A 15,363-nucleotide genomic window follows, 5' to 3' on the forward strand; every position below is an offset into this window, starting at 1 on the left:
CCCCGGCACCCCACCCGGGGTCGAGCGCCGTCGTCAAGCACCCCACACGGAGGGTGAGGGCGGCGTCGGCCGCCCCCGCCTGCGATCGCGGTCTCCCGCACACCTCCGTAGATTTGTCCTGATTGCACTATTTGGACGACTCGCGGAGGAAGGACAGCGCGCATGCCCATCATCACCACACGTGACGGCACCGAGATCTACTACAAGGACTGGGGCGACGGGCCCCCCGTCCTCTTCCTGCACGGCTGGCCGCTCAACGCCGACGCCTGGGACGACCAGATGAAGCGCGTGGCCGACAACGGCTACCGCGGCATCGCGATCGACCGCCGGGGACACGGCCGCTCCAGCCAGCCCTGGCGCGGCTACGACTTCGACACCTTCGCCGACGACCTCAGCGACCTGATACAGGAGCTCGATCTGCGGGACGTGACGCTCGTGGCCCACTCCATGGGCGGCGGCGAGCTGGCGCGCTACATCGGCCGCCACGGCACGGGCCGCGTCAGGAAGGCGGTGCTGCTCTCCGCGATCCCGCCCCTGATGCTGCGGACGGAGGCGAACCCCGAGGGCGTGCCCGCGAAGGTCTTCGAGGACATGAAGAGCGGCATCCTCATGGAGCGCTCGCAGTTCTGGAGGGATACCTCCGAGCCGTTCTTCGGCGCCAACCGGGGCGACAGCAGGGCCACCCAGGGCAACAGGGACGCGTTCTGGTTCATGGCCATGCACCAGTCCATCGAGGCGGCCGTGAAGTGTGTGGACGCCTTCGCCACCACCGACTTCACCGAGGACCTGCGGCGGTTCGACATCCCCACGCTGATCGTCCACGGCGACGACGACCAGATCGTGCCCATCGACGCCACCGCCCGCAAGACCGTGGAGATCATCCGGAACTCCACGCTGAATGTGTACCGGGGCAGCTCCCACGGCATCGCCATGGTCCCTGGCGACAAGGAGCGGTTCAACGCCGACCTGCTGGACTTCCTGGGCGCCCAGCCCTAGCCCAGCGCCTAGCCCAGCTCGGAGATCCCGCCGGGCCCGGCGGTCCCGCCGCCGTCCCCGTCCTCCTCGTCGTCCTCGTCCTCCTCGCGGTCGATCAGGACGGGCGAGCCGTGGTGCGACCACACCTTCCAGCCCTCCTCCGTGCGGCGGAAGACGTTCGTCGCCACCACCAGGCCGCCGACCAGCGGGCCCGCGCTGCCGTCCTCCTCGGCCGGGCCGCCGCTGAGGATGTTCTCCGTGCAGGTCACCATCGCCGTGTCGCCCTTGACCGACACCTCCACGTCGGTCAGGAAGAACTGGATGTACTCCGTGCTCGCCATGATCAGGGCGTAGGAACGCATCACCTCCGCCCGGCCGTTGAGCACCGGCCAGCCCGGGTGGACGACGCTGATGCCGTCCTCCAGCCAGTGCTCGGCGAGCGAGTCGAGGTCACCCTGCTCCAGCGCGTCGTACAGCGCCGTGTTGGCGGCCTCCACCGCCTCGATGTCGGTGCGCGCGCTGCTCACCGGACAGCCGCCTCCTCGACCGCCCGCGCCACCCGGACCGCGTCCGCGCTGGCGCGGACCTCGTGGACCCGCACCGCCCACGCCCCGGCGCGGGCCGCCAGCGCCGAGACCGCCGCCGTGGCCGCGTCCCGCTCCCGCGCGGGCGGCGGCGCCGCGTCCGGGTCGTCGCCGGCCAGCACCCGCCCCAGGAAACGCTTCCGGGAGGCGGCGATCAGCAGGGGGCGTCCGCCCAGCCCGGCCAGCAGCCTGTCCATCGCGGCCACCAGCGCCAGGTCGTGCTCGGCCCGCTTGGCGAAGCCGAGACCCGGGTCGGCGATGACGCGGCCCGGGTCGATACCTCCCGCCACCGCCGCGTCGATGGCGCGGCGCAGCTCGTCGACGACCTCGCCGACGACGTCGGCGTAGACGGCCCGCTCGTTCATGTCGATGCTCTGGCCGCGCCAGTGCATGACGACGAACGGCACCGTCGCCTCGGCCACCAGCGGGACCATGCCCGGGTCGGCGCGCCCGCCGCTGACGTCGTTGACCAGGCGGGCGCCGACCGCCAGCGAGCGCTCGGCGACGGACGCCCGCATCGTGTCCACGCTGACGATCACGCCCTCGGCGGCCAGCTCCCGCACCACCGGGACGACCCGCCGCAGCTCCTCCGCCTCGTCCACGCGCGTCGCGCCCGGACGGGTCGACTCGCCGCCGACGTCGACGAGGTCGGCGCCCTGCGCCACCAGATCGAGTCCACGCTTGACCGCGGACTCCGCATCGAACCACCGCCCGCCGTCCGAGAAGGAGTCCGGTGTGACGTTGACCACCCCCATGACCGCGCAGCGGTCCCAGCGGGGCAGCCCGGTCACCTGGGCGCGGGAGTTGCTCATAGCACCAGGGTAGGGGCTGGGGTGCCGCCGCCGGGCGCCCGTCCGGACGATGGCCGGTGACGTCCCGGTAACGGCGGCCGGCCGCCTGCCGACGCCCGGACGACGACCGGACGAACGTTCGGATGCTGGCGTACGGGAACACCGCACGGGTAGGCGGCGCTGACATAGACGCTCGTTGATCGCAGGTAGATTCGAATGGCACCCACGAGGCACCGCAGAGCGTTTGAGGAGTGGAAGGGAGTGAACGCCATGGCAGATACGCCCGATGGGACTCCCGGTCCGACCCCCGACCGGACCCCCGACCGGACCCCCGACCGGACCCCGGACCGCATCGCCCTTCGCGGCCTGCGCGCCCGCGGCTTCCACGGCGTCCTCCCGGAGGAACGCGCGCTGGGCCAGACCTTCGTCGTCGACGTCGAGCTGGGCGTCGACACCCGCCCCGCCGCCGACGGCGACGACCTGGCCAGGACCGTGCACTACGGCGTCGTCGCCGAGGAGGTGGCGGCCATCGTCTCCGGCGAGCCGTGCCGGCTCCTGGAGACGCTCGCCCAGCGCATCGCCGAGCAGTGCCTGACGCACGAGGCCGTCCACGAGGTCGCGGTCACGGTGCACAAGCCGCAGGCCCCGATCACCGTCCCGTTCGACGACGTCGCCGTCACCATCAACCGGAGCCGCGCATGACCCCGCACCCGAACAACGCCGCCACCCCGGACCCGACCGTGCAGCCGGTGCCCGCCTCCGTCTCCGACATGATCGACGCCGCCGACACCACGCTGCACAACCCCAAACGCGCCGTCATCTCGCTGGGCAGCAACCTCGGCAACCGGCTGGAGACGCTCCAGGGCGCCATCGACGCGCTGGAGGACACCCCCGGCATGCGGGTCAAGGCCGTCTCGCCCGTCTACGAGACCGAGCCGTGGGGCGTCCCGGCCGGCAGCCAGCCGACGTACTTCAACGCCGTGGTGCTGGTGCGCACCACGCTGCCGCCGCGTTCGCTGCTGGAGCGGGCGCACGCCATCGAGGAGGCGTTCCAGCGGGTGCGGCGCGGCGGCGAGTCCCGCTGGGAGCCGCGCACCCTGGACATGGACATCGTGGCGTACCAGGGCGTGGTCTCCGACGACCCCGCGCTCACGCTGCCGCACCCCCGGGCTCACGAGCGGGCGTTCGTCCTCGTACCGTGGCACGATGTCGAGCCGGGCGCCGAGGTGCCCGGGCACGGCCCGGTGGCGGACCTGCTGCCGGCGCTGTCCGGGCAGGGCGTCATTCACCGGACGGACCTGCGCCTGGTGCTCCCGGACTGAACGAACTCGCTGACTGACAAGGGGCACGTCGAAGCGGTGAACCAACTGCGGATCGGGACACTCGCCGGGCTGTTCGCCGCCGCGGCGGCCCTGGCGTGGGCCGGGGCGGGGCTGTGGGAATCGCTCGGCAACACGCTGCCCGCCGTTCCGCTGCTGGCGCCGGTGATCCTGGCGCTGATCGCGGCCGTGCTGCTGGCCACGGCGCTGTCGATCCGCTCCCGGCTGCGCGCCCAGCGCGAGCGGCGGCCCGGCGCGCGGCCGGTGGACCGGCTGATGGTCGCGCGCGCCGTGGTCTTCGGCCAGGCCAGCGCGCTGGTGTCGTCGCTGGTGTGCGGGCTGTACGGCGGCTTCGGGCTGTTCCTGGCGATGAACAAGCTGGACGTGCCCAACCGCCGCGACCAGGCCATCTACGCCGGCCTCGCGGTGCTGGCGGGCGTCGCGGTGGTCGCGGCGGCGCTGTTCCTGGAGCGTGTGTGCCGCCTGCCGGACGGCAATGGCGACGACGGCCACGACAACGGCCCGAGCGCGGAGCCGATCTAGCCGATCCCCAGCATGATCCCGACGACTGCGACGGGAAGGCCGCCTACGGCGGGAAAACGTGCGCACCGTCGCACGGGCGGGGATCACCGCGGGTGGTCGGTGTCGCCGTGCGCTCGCTGACGCTGAGCCTCCGCAGTGGCCTCCCGGACAGCCGCCGCGATGTCGATTAGGGCCCCCGTTGGACGGGACCTCTTGTGTCAAGGCATGGCTACGCTGGGAGCATGACGACGAAAGCGGAGCTTCACGAGCTCGTGGAACGGCTGGCGCCGGAGACGTGGGATGACGTGGCCGCGTGGCTGCGCGAGCGTGGGCGGGACCAGGAAGGCCGCAGGGGCCTGGTTCATTCCGAGACGGACGGCTTGCCTTTGCCTGCATCGCTGGGCTTGGGCGAGGGCCCGGGGGACATGGGGCGGAACGCTGACCGGTACCTGGCCGAGGGGTTCGGTCGTTGATCGTCGTCGATACTGGTCCGCCGGTCTCTCTCGTTGACCGCAAGGATCAGGACCACGGGGCATGTCGCGCGTGGCTGGTGGCAACGAATCGCAGGGATCTGTTTGTGCCTGCCCCGGTCATCGCGGAAGCCTGCTACCTGGTGGGGAGCAAACTCGGGGCGCGAGCTGAGGCGGTCTTCCTGCGGGACCTGGCCAACGGCTTGTACGGCACGGTCACGGCTGTGGTTCCTGAGGACATTCTGCGCATGGCAGATCTGGTGGAGCAGTACGCCAGCCTGCCACTGGGCGGGACGGACGCATGCGTGGTCGCTGTGGCTGAGCGGGTGAAGACGGCACGGATTGCCACGCTCGACCGGCGGCGCTTCGCCGTCGTCCGCCCCCGCCACGTGGATGCCTTCGAGTTGTTCCCCCACAGCCTGTAGCTCGGAGCCCCCCGTTCCCGGCCGGGGCTTCATGCACGATCGCGAAGCCCGGAGTGTCTCCGGAGAAGGGCGGCACACCAGCGGAAGTGGCCGTCGCTGCCGTCCGAGGAGAACAGGTCGTAGGTGGTGAGGGCGTAGACGGCCTGGTAGAGCACGAGGGTCTCGGCCGGGTAGCCGAGTTCCCTGGCGAACAGGCCGGTGAGGGTGGCGGCGTGGTGTTCGGCGTGCGGTCCGTACATGTCCCAGACGGCGGCGGTGACAGCGGCCTCGAACGCGGGATCGCCGGCGGTGGTGAAGAAGCCGAAGTCGAGGACGGCGGTGGGCCGGCTGGCTTCGTCGACGTGGATGTTGGGCGGGACGAGATCCCCGTGGATGGCGGTGACCGGGGAGCCGGGAAGGTCCGTGAGGGAGGCGACGACGCGTTCCACCGCGGCGGAAAGACCCGGGACGTGGGCGGCGAGCACGTCGCCGTGGCGGTGGGCGGCGCGCCGGACGAGGGCGGCGAGCGCGTCGGGGAAGCGTGTATGACCCCGCCAGAGGGGGTGGTCGTCGCCCTGGACGGCGAGGCGTCGCATGGCCTCGGAGCCCGGGACGGTCGCGAGGGCACGCAGGACCGTCAGGAGCGCGGCGGTCTCGGTGGGGGGCAGGTCGCGTTCGGAGGAGGTCATCACGGGTTGAGGGCGGAAGGGCGACCCGGTCAGCTCGCGCTCGTAGGTCACGAGAACGCCGTCGTGGACCTCGGTATCGAGGATCTCCGGCGTGGCGAAGGGCAGCGGGTGGCGGGCGATGTCCGCGTAGACCCGGCGGGAGAGATCGAGATCGGCCGGCGGCCGCCCGCTCCACACCTTGGCGACGAGGCCCTCTTCGAGTCGGTAGACGGCGCCCTCGACGCCGGCGGCGAGGGGGCGCGGGGAGCCGTGGCCGCGACGGGCGAAGTGCGCGAGCCATTCGTCGGCGTGGCGCTGGCGGTATTCGACCATGCGGGAAGTACACCCGCCCTCCCCCGCACCCGCACGTGGATTTCGCCGCCGCGCGGCGCACGCGCCGGGGCCGTCAGCGGGCGCGGAGGTTCCCAGCGCCAAGGGCGGAGACGAAGTCAGTCCAGTGGGCGGGGGTGAAGACCAGGGCCGGGCCGTCGGGGGACTTGGAGTCGCGGACGGGGACGAGGGGGGCGAGGCTCCGGGAGAACTCCACGCAGTTGCCGCCGCTGCCGTCGCTGTAGGACGACTTGACCCACTCGGCGGCGGTGAGGAAGGTTCGGGAGAACTCCACGCAGTCGCCGCCAGCACCATCGCTGTAGGACGACTTGACCCACTCGGCGGCGGAGAGATCCAGCTCGGCGCTCATCGTCGGTACTCCTCCAGCACGGTCTTGATCAGGGACAGGGACTGATCCGGTGACAGGGCGTGTGCTCTCAGCCGATCATAGTCATCGCTCGCGGCGGCGACCCTCTCCGGCGAGTAGGCCAGCTTTCCGCCCAGTTGGTTCTCCGTGTAGAGCAGGGTGGAGGCGTTCTTGAACCGCAGCAGGATGAAGGGCCTCATCCAGGCGGCTGGGGCACCCGCCGCGAACGGCATCACCTGAATCTCGATGTGCGGCGACTCGGCCGAGGTCAGCAGATGTTCCAACTGCCCGGCCATGACCTCGTTGCCTCCCACCACCGTGCGCAGGCACGCCTCGTGGAGAATGCACCACAGCAGCGGCGGGTTCTCCCACTGGAACACCTCGCGGCGGCGCAGCCGGTTCTTGACCTTGCCGTCGATCACGGCCGCGTCGTCCCGGGGGTTGGACGACCGGAAGACCGCCCGCGCGTAGTCCTCCGTCTGGAGCATGCCCGCAACCAGCGTCGCCGAATAGACCATGATGTGGCTCGCCTTGCCCTCGTGGTTGAGGTACGGCTCGAACCACGACGGGCTCTCGTCGTCCAGAATCCGCTGCCGCAGCCGCTCGAAGACCCCGCTTGTCGCGAACACCTTGTCGCACCCCTTCGCGAACGCCTCGCTCGGGAACTGCTGCCCGGACTCCACCTTGCAGACGTACGCCTCCGAGTAGCCCGTTCCGTTGGCCACATGCTTCTGCGTCATGTTCTTGTCGGTACGCACCTCCCGGACCTCGTTGCCGAAGACCGGCGGCTCGTTCGAGTCCACGCGCCTGACCCCCCCACTGTGACGGCCGAAATACGCAATGTATGAAGCCGCAGGCCAATGCGGCACCGGTACGTCGAACGCCCACGACGGTTCAACACAACAGCCCGCCTCACCCGGACGGACGCGCAGGGCAGGCGCGGTGCGCACCGCGCCGTAAGCCTGGACGCATGGCTGCCGCTGCCGAGACCGACGTGGACGTCGTCGTCGTGGGGATGGGCCCCGGCGGCGAGCACGCGGCCACTCGTCTCGCCGAGGCCGGCCTCGTCGTCGCCGGCGTGGAAGGGGAACTCCTCGGCGGCGAATGCCCCTACTGGGCCTGCGTCCCGACCAAGATGATGCTCCGCTCCGCGACCCTCCTCGCCGAGGCCCGCCGCGTGCCCGGCATGGCAGGGCGGGCCCGCGTCGCGCCCGACTGGTCCCCGCTCGCGACCCGCGTCCGCGACGAGGCCACCGACGACTGGAACGACCAGGCGGCCGTCGACCGCTTCACCGGCAGGGGCGGCCGCTTCGTCCGCGGCCGTGGCTCGCTCGCCGGGCCGCGCATGGTGCGCGTCGACAACGCCGGCGGCGAGTCCCGGATCCTCCGCGCCCGCCGCGGCGTCGTGCTCGCCACCGGCTCCCGCCCCAGCATCCCGCCCGTGCCCGGCCTGGCCGAGGCACCGTACTGGACCAACCGCGAGGCCGTCGCCGCCACCGAGCCGCCCGAGTCCCTGATCGTGCTCGGCGGCGGGCCCGTGGGCGTTGAGCTGGCGCAGGCGTTCGCCCGCTTCGGCACCCGCGTCACCATCGTCGAGGCGCTGGAACGGCTGCTGCCGATGGAGGAGCCGGAGGCCGGAGAGCTGCTCGCCGAGACGCTGCCGCTCGACGGCATCGAGCTGCGCACCGGCGCACGCGCCGAGCGAGTGGAGCAGCACGGCGAGGACCTGATGGTGCTGCTGGCGAGCGGCGAGAAGCTGACGGCCCAGCGGCTGCTGGTGGCCACCGGGCGCCAGGCGGATCTGCCCGCCCTCGGGCTCGCGACCGTCCCCGGCCTCGACCCCGGACCGGAGGCCCGCGCCCTGCCCGTGGACGGGCGGATGCGGGCGGGCCGCGCGGCCGACGGCGTGTGGGCGGTCGGCGACCTGACCGGGCACGGGGCGTTCACGCACGTCGCGATGTACCAGGCCGAGATCGCCGCCCGCGACATCCTCGGCGAGCCGGGCCCCGAGGCCGACTACCGCGCGCTCCCCCGCGTCACCTTCACCGACCCCGAGGTGGGCGCCGTCGGCCTGACGGAGGCTCAGGCGCGCGAGCGCGGCCTGCGCGTGCGGACGGGCCTGACGCGGCTGCCGTCCTCCGCGCGCGGCTGGATCCACAAGGCGGGCAACGCCGGTTTCGTCAAGCTCGTGGAGGACGCCGGGCAGGGCGTTCTCGTGGGCGCCACCTCGGCGGGCCCGGCCGGTGGCGAGGTGCTGTACGGGCTCGTGGTCGCCGTCCAGGCGGGCCTGACCACCGACCGGCTGCGGCACATGATCTACGCCTACCCCACCTTCCACCGGGCCGTGGAGGACGCGCTCGGGAGGCTCGGGAGGCTGGCGACGCCGTGATGACGCTGACGGTCGAGGAGGCGGAGGCCCACATCCGGCGTACGTGCTTCGCGTACGCGCCGCCAGGCCGCACGGGCGTGGAGCTGGAGTGGCTGGTGCACGACCCCGCCGAGCCCGGCCGGGCCGTGGCGCCCGAGCGGCTCGACGGGGCGCTCGCCGCCCTGGATCAGCTGCCGCGCGGCGGCGGCCTCAGCCGCGAGCCGGGCGGGCAGGTCGAGCTGAGCACCGCGCCCGCCGCCTCGCTGCCGGAGTGCGTCGAGGCGGCTGCCGCCGACCTGGCAGCGGTACGCCGGGCCCTGGCGCGGGCAGGCCTCGCGCTCCTCGGCCAGGGCCTGGACCCGTCGCGGGGCCCGCGGCGCGTCGTGGACCACCCGCGCTACCGGGCGATGGACTCGTACTTCGCGGCCGACGGCCCGTGGGGGCGGGTGATGATGTGCGCCACCGCCGCCGTCCAGGTCAACGTGGAGTGCGGCCTGGAACAGGACTACCGCCGCCGCTGGGCGCTGGCCCACCGGCTCGGGCCGGTCCTGGTGGCGGCGTTCGCCAACTCGCCGCTGTGGCGCGGCCGGCCCACCGGCTGGCGTTCCACCCGGCAGGCGCTGTGGGCGCGGATCGACCCCGGCCGCACCCGCCCGCCCCACCACCATCCCGCCGGTCCCCGCGCCGCCTGGTCGCGGTACGCCCTGGACGCGCGCCTGATGTGCCTGCCGCGCTCCGCGCCCGCCGAGGACTGGGCCGCGCCGCGCGGCGTCACCTTCCGCTCCTGGCTCGACGGCGCCTCGCGGTGCGCCCAGACCCCGACCCTGGACGACCTGGACTACCACCTCGGCACCCTCTTCCCGCCCGTCCGCCCGCGCGGCTGGCTGGAGCTGCGCATGATCGACGCGCAGCGCGGCGACGACTGGATCGCCGCCACGGCGGTGCCCGCGACGCTGCTGGACGACCCGGCGGCGGCCGAGGCGGCGTGGCGCGCCACCGCCCCGCTGTGCCCGGACGGCATGCCACAGGCCCGCGTCTGGGCCCGCGCCGCGCGGCTCGGCCCGGCAGACCCGGCGCTGGGCGCGGCCGTGCGCTCCTGCTTCGCCGCCGCGCGGGCGGCCCTCGCGCCCGGCCCCGTGCGGGACGCGGTCGCGGACTTCGCCGCGCGCTATGCCGAACGCGGCCGCTGCCCCGCCGACGACCGCCTCGACGAGCTGCGTACGGCGACACGCGTGGAAGGAGCGCGCTCATGGTGACGGAACACCCCACCCGCCCCGCATCCCGCGTGCGGCCGGGCGAGAGGGCGCGCGAGGCCCTCCAGGCCGCGCGGCGGCGTACGCTCGCGCTCACCGACTGCCTGCACGACGCCGAGCTCACCGCCCAGCACTCCCCCCTCATGTCGCCGATGGTCTGGGACATGGCGCACATCGCCAACCAGGAGGAGATCTGGCTGGTACGCCGCGCCGGCGGGCGCCCCGCGCTGTGGCCGCACCTCGACGAGCTCTACGACGCCTTCCGCCACCCGCGCGCCGACCGGCCGACGCTGCCGCTGCTCACGCCGACGCAGGCCCGCCGCTACCTCGCCGAGGTGCGCGAGCAGTCCCTGTCGGTGCTGGAGGAGCTGGACGAGGCGCGTCTGACGGGCGAGGCGCTGCTGGCGGACGGCTTCGTCTTCGGCATGATCGCCCAGCACGAGCAGCAGCACGACGAGACGATCCTCGCCACGCACCAGCTCCGGAGCGGCCCGGCCGTGCTCGACGCCCCGCCCCCGGCGCCCGCCCTCTCCCCCTCCCCGCGCGAAGTGCTGGTCCCGGGCGGCCCCTTCACCATGGGCACCGACCACGCCACCGACCCGTGGGCGCTGGACAACGAACGCCCCGCCCACGCCGTCGACGTCCCGGCGTTCTTCCTGGACGCGGCCCCGGTGAGCAACGCCGCGTACCAGGCGTTCATCGCCGACGGCGGCTACCGCGAGCCGCGCTGGTGGACCCGGGAGGGCTGGGCCCACCGGCGCAGCGAGGGCCTGACGGCGCCGCTGTACTGGGAGCCGGACGGCGCGGGCGGCTGGTTGCGCCGCCGCTTCGGGCGGACGGAGCCGGTGCCGCCGGACGAGCCGGTGCTGCACGTCTGCTGGTACGAGGCCGACGCCTACGCCCGCTGGGCCGGCCGGCGGCTGCCCACCGAGGCCGAGTGGGAGAAGGCCGCCCGCCACGACCCGGCGACCGGCCGCTCGCTGCGCCACCCGTGGGGAGCGGAGGACCCCGGCCCCGGCCACGCCAACCTGGGCCAGCGCCACCTCCAGCCGGCCCCCGCCGGCGCGTACCCGGCGGGCGCCGCGCCCTGCGGGGCGCGGCAGCTCCTGGGCGACGTGTGGGAGTGGACCGCCTCGGACTTCACGGCGTACCCGGGCTTCGAGGCGTTCCCCTACCGCGAGTACAGCGAGGTCTTCTTCGGCGGCGACTACAAGGTGCTGCGCGGCGGCTCCTTCGCCACGGCCCCCGTCGCCTGCCGCGCGACCTTCCGCAACTGGGACTTCCCCATCCGCCGCCAGATCTTCGCCGGCTTCCGCACGGCCCGCACGGCCCGCTCCGCGGAGGGGGCCGTGCCGTGACCCGCCCGTGGCCCCACCGGGGGCTCCGCCCCCGGACCCCCGGGCCGCCGACACCCCGGCACCCCACCCTGGGGCGGGCGCCGTCGTCACCCACATCCCCAGCGCCCCCGGGTCGGGGTCGCTGGCGACGGCGCCCAACGCCACTCAACCCCGGGTGGGGTGCCGGGGTGTGGGCGGCGACCCGGACCCGGGCCGGAGCCCGGGGCCGCCGCCGTCACCGCATCCCGCGCCGTGACAAGCCGCCCGCCCCGCCGGAGGCATGATGTGCCGTCACCTCGCCTACCTCGGCCCCGTCCGCGGTCTCGACCGGCTGCTGACCGAGCCGCCGCACGGGCTGCTGGCGCAGGCCCGTACGCCGCGGCTGGTGGAGCCCGGCGCCGGGGCCGTCAGTGCCGACGGGTTCGGGGTCGGCTGGTACCCGCCCGCGCCGGACGCCGCGCCCGCCCGCTACCGGCGCGCCGTGCCGATCTGGGGGGACGCCAACCTTCCCGACCTGGCCCGCACCATCCGCAGCCGCGCCGTCCTCGCGGCCGTCCGCTGCGCGACCACCGGCACCAGCCGCGAGGAGTCGGCCGCCGCGCCGTTCGCGCTCGGGCGCTGGCTGTTCAGCCACAACGGGGCGGTCGACGACTGGCGGCGCCTCCCCGCCGACCTCGGGCTGCGCCTGGACGCCGAGGCGTTGCTGGGCGTCCAGGCCCGCTGCGACGCGGCGCTGCTGTGGCTGCTGATCGGGCGGCGGCTGACGGCCGGCGAGCCGCCCGGCGAGGCCCTGGCCGCCGTCGTGCGGGCGGTCGCCGCCGTCCGGCCGCGGGCCCGGCTCACGCTGCTGCTCACCGACGGCCGCTCCATCGCCGCCACCCGCCACGGGCCGAGCCTCTACTACCGGACCGCGCCCGGCGAGGTGCTCGTCGCCTCCGAGCCCACCGACCACGCCACGGACTGGAGCGAGGTGCCGCAGCGCTGCCTCCTCCTTGCCACCCGCGGCACGGCGACGACCGTCCCGCTGCGCGAAAGGACCCCACGCCATGACGTCCGTCTCCACCACGAGCCGCTTCAGCCTTGACCGCCGCCTGCCCGAGGACCACCTCACCGCCCGCCTGGCCGCGGACGTCCGCGCGGGGCTGACCTCCCGGCCCAAGGTCCTGCCCCCCAAGTGGTTCTACGACCAGCGCGGCGGCGAGCTGTTCGAGCGCATCACGCGGCTGCCCGAGTACTACCTGACCCGCGCCGAGCGCGGCCTGCTGCGCTCCAACGCCGCCCGCCTCGCCCGGCTGACGCGCGCACGCACGCTCGTCGAGATCGGCTCGGGCTCCTCCGCCAAGACCCGCCTCCTGCTGGACGCCCTGCTGCGCGAGGGCACCCTGCGCGCCTACGCCCCGCTCGACGTGAACGCCGCCGCGCTGCGGGACGCCGGGCAGGCGCTGTGCCGCGACTACCCGGGCCTGCGCGTCGCCGCCACCGTCACCGATCTCGAAGCCGACCTCGCCCTCCCCGGCCCCCGGCTCGCCCCCGGCCCCCGGCTCGTCGCCTTCCTCGGCAGCACCCTCGGCAACCTCGACGCCGCCCAGCGCGCCGCCTTCTACGCCCGGCTGCGGGCCGCGCTCGCCGGCGGGGACGCGCTGCTGCTCGGCGTCGACCTGGTCAAGGACCCGGCGCGCCTGGTGCGGGCGTACGACGACGCCCAGGGCGTGACGGCGGCGTTCAACCGCAACGTCCTCGCCGTGATCAACCGCGAGCTGGGCGCCGACTTCCGCCCCGCCGCCTTCGACCACCACGCGGTCTGGAACGACCGCGACGAGCGCGTCGAGATGCGCCTGCGCGCCCGCTCCGCCCAGACCGTCACCGTCCCCGCCGTCTCCCTGACCGCCGACTTCCGGCGCGGCGAGGAGCTGCGCACCGAGTTCTCGGTGAAGTTCCGCCGCGGCCCGCTCACCCGCGAGCTGGCCGAGGCCGGCTTCGCCGTCCACACCTGGTGGACGAGCCGCCCGGACCCGTTCGGCCTGCTGCTCGCCACACCCGCCCCCGCCCAGGGCAGGGCTAGGGCACGCCGGTGACGCTCTCCAGCTCCACCTCGGAACGCCGGACGTCCCGCGCGTCCGCGTCGACCGACCGCCGCAGCGCGCTGTGCAGGCTGGACGGCGTGAGAACGCCGAGGAAACGCCCGTGTTCGGCGTCGTCCAGCACCGCGACCCAGCCCGCGTCGTGCTGGAGCATCGTGCTGAACGCCTGCTTGAGCGGGGCGCCCAGCGGCAGCCACGCCTCCATGCGCCGCACGTGGTCGGCGACCTGCCCGTCCGCCTCGGCGTCCCGCACCCACCCGCGCAGCGTGTCGTCGCCGTCGAGCACCACGGCCCAGCGCACGCCGTCGGCGCGCATCCGCTCCGCCGCCCGCCCCATCGGGTCCGACAGCCGCACCACCGGCGGCTGCTCCAGGTCGCCCGTCTCCACCGGCGTCACCGACAGCCGCTTCAGGCCCCGGTCGCTGCCGACGAACGACGCGACGTAGTCGCTGGCGGGCGAGCCGAGCACGGCCAGCGGCGTGTCGAACTGCTCGACCGTGCCCTGGCCGTACACCGCGATGCGGTCGCCCAGCCGCACCGCCTCGTCGATGTCGTGCGTGACGAACAGGATCGTCTTGCGCACCTCGCGCTGGAGCCGCAGGAACTCGTTCTGCAGCCGCTCCCGCACCACCGGGTCCACCGCGCCGAACGGCTCGTCCATCAGCAGCACCGGCGGGTCGGCGGCCAGCGCCCGCGCGACGCCGACCCGCTGCCGCTGGCCGCCGGAGAGCTGGTCGGGGTAGCGGTCGCCGAACTCGGCCGGGTCAAGGCCCACCAGCTCCAGCAGCTCCGCCGCCCGCGCGCGGGCCTTGGCGCGGCGCCAGCCCAGCAGCTGCGGCACGGTCGCGGTGTTGTCGAGCACCGTCTTGTGCGGGAAGAGGCCGACGTGCTGGATGACGTAGCCGATGCGGCGGCGCAGCCGCACGGGGTCGAGGGTGCCGACGTCCTCGCCCTCCAGCAGCACCCGGCCGGCGGTGGGCTCCTCCAGCCGGTTCACCAGCTTCATGGTCGTGGTCTTGCCGCACCCGGACGGCCCGACCAGCACCGCCAGCTCGCCCTCCGCCACCTGAAGGTCCAGGTCGTGCAGGGCCACGGCGCCGTTCGCGTACCGCTTGGACACGTGCTCGAATCGCAGCATGCGAGTCAGTATCGCAATGTCGAATGAACGAACTAGGGTGGTGGCCCTCCGCTAGGGGGGTGCCCACGATCGCTTCCGAGAACTGCCTGACGGCCAACGCCTGGATCTGCGGCGAGTACATCAGCAGCCGCCGCGACGAGCTCATCGACGCCACCGGGGAGCACGTCCTCATCACGGTCTCGGCCGTCGCGATCGCCACCCTGATCGCGTTCCCGCTCGCCCTCGTCGCCCACCGCTGGCGGCTGGCGGCCGGCGGCATCCTGTCGCTGACGACCGTGCTCTACACGATCCCCTCCCTCGCGATGTACGCGCTGCTGCTGCCCGTGTTCGGGCTGTCGTCGTCGGTGGTGATCTGCGGGCTGGTGCTGTACTCGCTGACCATCCTCGTCCGCAACATCCGCGCCGGCCTGGCCTCGGTGCCCGCCGACGCGCGCGAGGCGGCGCTCGGCATGGGGTACGGGCGGGTGCGCCTGCTGTTCGGCGTCATGGTGCCGCTGGCGTTGCCGTCCCTGATGGCGGGAGTGCGCATCGCCACGGTCTCGGCGATCTCGCTGACGACGATCGGCGCCATCATCGGCTACGGCGGGCTCGGCAATCTCATCTACAGCGGCATGGACAGCTACTTCAAGGCCCAGGTGCTGACGGCGTCGGTGCTGTGCGTGGCGCTGGCCGTGGTGGCGGACGTGCTGCTGCTGGTGGTGCAGCGGCTGCTCACGCCGTGGACCCGGGCGGCACGGACGGCGTGAGAGGCGTGAG

Annotated in this window: 18 protein-coding genes; 12 read left to right on the forward strand and 6 right to left on the reverse strand. The window is 73.9% G+C overall.

Going from position 1 to position 15,363, the window contains the following annotated elements; all coding sequences use genetic code 11:
* The first annotated feature begins 162 nt into the window (after positions 1-162).
* Entirely contained in the window at positions 163-996 is an 834-nt protein-coding gene (locus tag ACTWQH_RS11895; protein WP_443286422.1) for an alpha/beta fold hydrolase, read from the forward strand.
* 8 nt (positions 997-1,004) lie between these two features.
* On the opposite strand, the gene ACTWQH_RS11900 is transcribed toward ACTWQH_RS11895, so the two are convergent.
* Together ACTWQH_RS11900 and folP are read right to left on the reverse strand one after the other, a co-directional pair.
* On the reverse strand, positions 1,005-1,502 hold the full coding sequence (locus ACTWQH_RS11900; RefSeq protein ID WP_443286423.1) for a nuclear transport factor 2 family protein: 498 nt from the start codon (positions 1,500-1,502) through the stop codon (positions 1,005-1,007).
* Positions 1,499-2,371 carry a dihydropteroate synthase gene (gene folP, locus ACTWQH_RS11905; protein ID WP_443286424.1) on the reverse strand — a complete coding sequence of 291 codons (873 nt, stop codon included), beginning with the start codon at positions 2,369-2,371 and terminating at the stop codon, positions 1,499-1,501. The genes ACTWQH_RS11900 and folP overlap by 4 nt, the downstream gene beginning before the upstream one ends.
* A 249-nt stretch (positions 2,372-2,620) precedes the next feature.
* Here folP and folB point away from each other — a divergent pair, with 249 nt between their 5' ends.
* From folB to ACTWQH_RS11930, 5 genes are all read left to right on the forward strand, one after another.
* Positions 2,621-3,052: a dihydroneopterin aldolase gene (gene folB, locus ACTWQH_RS11910; RefSeq protein WP_443286425.1), complete on the forward strand. Its 432-nt coding sequence runs from the start codon at positions 2,621-2,623 to the stop codon at positions 3,050-3,052.
* On the forward strand, positions 3,049-3,672 hold the full coding sequence (gene folK / locus ACTWQH_RS11915; protein WP_443286426.1) for a 2-amino-4-hydroxy-6-hydroxymethyldihydropteridine diphosphokinase: 624 nt from the start codon (positions 3,049-3,051) through the stop codon (positions 3,670-3,672). Before folB ends, folK begins: the two co-directional genes overlap by 4 nt.
* Positions 3,673-3,708: 36 nt before the next feature.
* On the forward strand, positions 3,709-4,212 hold the full coding sequence (locus tag ACTWQH_RS11920; protein ID WP_443286427.1) for a DUF3180 domain-containing protein: 504 nt from the start codon (positions 3,709-3,711) through the stop codon (positions 4,210-4,212).
* Between the two features lie 221 nt (positions 4,213-4,433).
* Positions 4,434-4,664, forward strand: coding sequence for a hypothetical protein (locus ACTWQH_RS11925; RefSeq protein WP_443286428.1), 231 nt, complete (start codon positions 4,434-4,436; stop codon positions 4,662-4,664).
* The gene (locus tag ACTWQH_RS11930; protein ID WP_443286429.1) at positions 4,661-5,086 is read left to right on the forward strand and encodes a type II toxin-antitoxin system VapC family toxin; all 426 of its coding nucleotides are present in this window, start codon (positions 4,661-4,663) and stop codon (positions 5,084-5,086) included. The genes ACTWQH_RS11925 and ACTWQH_RS11930 overlap by 4 nt, the downstream gene beginning before the upstream one ends.
* 29 nt (positions 5,087-5,115) lie before the next feature.
* On the opposite strand, the gene ACTWQH_RS11935 is transcribed toward ACTWQH_RS11930, so the two are convergent.
* The 3 genes from ACTWQH_RS11935 to ACTWQH_RS11945 all read right to left on the reverse strand — a co-directional run bounded on the left by ACTWQH_RS11935 (position 5,116) and on the right by ACTWQH_RS11945 (position 7,233).
* Positions 5,116-6,066, reverse strand: a complete 951-nt coding sequence (locus ACTWQH_RS11935) for a phosphotransferase family protein (protein ID WP_443286430.1) — start codon at positions 6,064-6,066, stop codon at positions 5,116-5,118.
* A gap of 73 nt (positions 6,067-6,139) precedes the next feature.
* Positions 6,140-6,433 (reverse strand): DUF397 domain-containing protein, encoded by a 294-nt coding sequence (locus ACTWQH_RS11940; protein ID WP_443286431.1) that lies wholly within the window; start codon positions 6,431-6,433, stop codon positions 6,140-6,142.
* Positions 6,430-7,233: a helix-turn-helix domain-containing protein gene (locus ACTWQH_RS11945; protein ID WP_443286432.1), complete on the reverse strand. Its 804-nt coding sequence runs from the start codon at positions 7,231-7,233 to the stop codon at positions 6,430-6,432. The genes ACTWQH_RS11940 and ACTWQH_RS11945 overlap by 4 nt, the downstream gene beginning before the upstream one ends.
* Before the next feature lie 167 nt (positions 7,234-7,400).
* On the opposite strand from ACTWQH_RS11945, the gene ACTWQH_RS11950 reads away from it, so the two are divergent.
* From ACTWQH_RS11950 to egtD, 5 genes are all read left to right on the forward strand, one after another.
* Positions 7,401-8,819, forward strand: a complete 1,419-nt coding sequence (locus ACTWQH_RS11950; RefSeq protein ID WP_443286433.1) for a dihydrolipoyl dehydrogenase family protein — start codon at positions 7,401-7,403, stop codon at positions 8,817-8,819.
* Positions 8,819-10,054: an ergothioneine biosynthesis glutamate--cysteine ligase EgtA gene (gene egtA / locus ACTWQH_RS11955; protein ID WP_443286549.1), complete on the forward strand. Its 1,236-nt coding sequence runs from the start codon at positions 8,819-8,821 to the stop codon at positions 10,052-10,054. The genes ACTWQH_RS11950 and egtA overlap by 1 nt, the downstream gene beginning before the upstream one ends.
* On the forward strand, positions 10,048-11,409 hold the full coding sequence (gene egtB / locus ACTWQH_RS11960) for an ergothioneine biosynthesis protein EgtB (RefSeq protein ID WP_443286434.1): 1,362 nt from the start codon (positions 10,048-10,050) through the stop codon (positions 11,407-11,409). The genes egtA and egtB overlap by 7 nt, the downstream gene beginning before the upstream one ends.
* Positions 11,410-11,668: 259 nt before the next feature.
* The gene (gene egtC / locus ACTWQH_RS11965; RefSeq protein WP_443286435.1) at positions 11,669-12,472 is read left to right on the forward strand and encodes an ergothioneine biosynthesis protein EgtC; all 804 of its coding nucleotides are present in this window, start codon (positions 11,669-11,671) and stop codon (positions 12,470-12,472) included.
* Positions 12,435-13,463, forward strand: coding sequence for an L-histidine N(alpha)-methyltransferase (gene egtD, locus ACTWQH_RS11970; RefSeq protein WP_443286436.1), 1,029 nt, complete (start codon positions 12,435-12,437; stop codon positions 13,461-13,463). Before egtC ends, egtD begins: the two co-directional genes overlap by 38 nt.
* Here egtD and ACTWQH_RS11975 read toward each other — a convergent pair.
* Entirely contained in the window at positions 13,447-14,607 is a 1,161-nt protein-coding gene (locus ACTWQH_RS11975; RefSeq protein ID WP_443286437.1) for an ABC transporter ATP-binding protein, read from the reverse strand. The two genes, egtD and ACTWQH_RS11975, sit on opposite strands and share 17 nt — an antisense overlap.
* 68 nt (positions 14,608-14,675) lie before the next feature.
* Between ACTWQH_RS11975 and ACTWQH_RS11980 the strand changes: the two genes are divergently transcribed.
* Positions 14,676-15,353 (forward strand): ABC transporter permease, encoded by a 678-nt coding sequence (locus ACTWQH_RS11980; protein WP_443286550.1) that lies wholly within the window; start codon positions 14,676-14,678, stop codon positions 15,351-15,353.
* The last annotated feature ends 10 nt before the right edge of the window (positions 15,354-15,363 follow it).

It is taken from the genome of Streptomyces sp. 6N223, from assembly GCF_052246635.1.
Classification (GTDB): Bacteria; Actinomycetota; Actinomycetes; order Streptomycetales; family Streptomycetaceae; genus Streptomyces.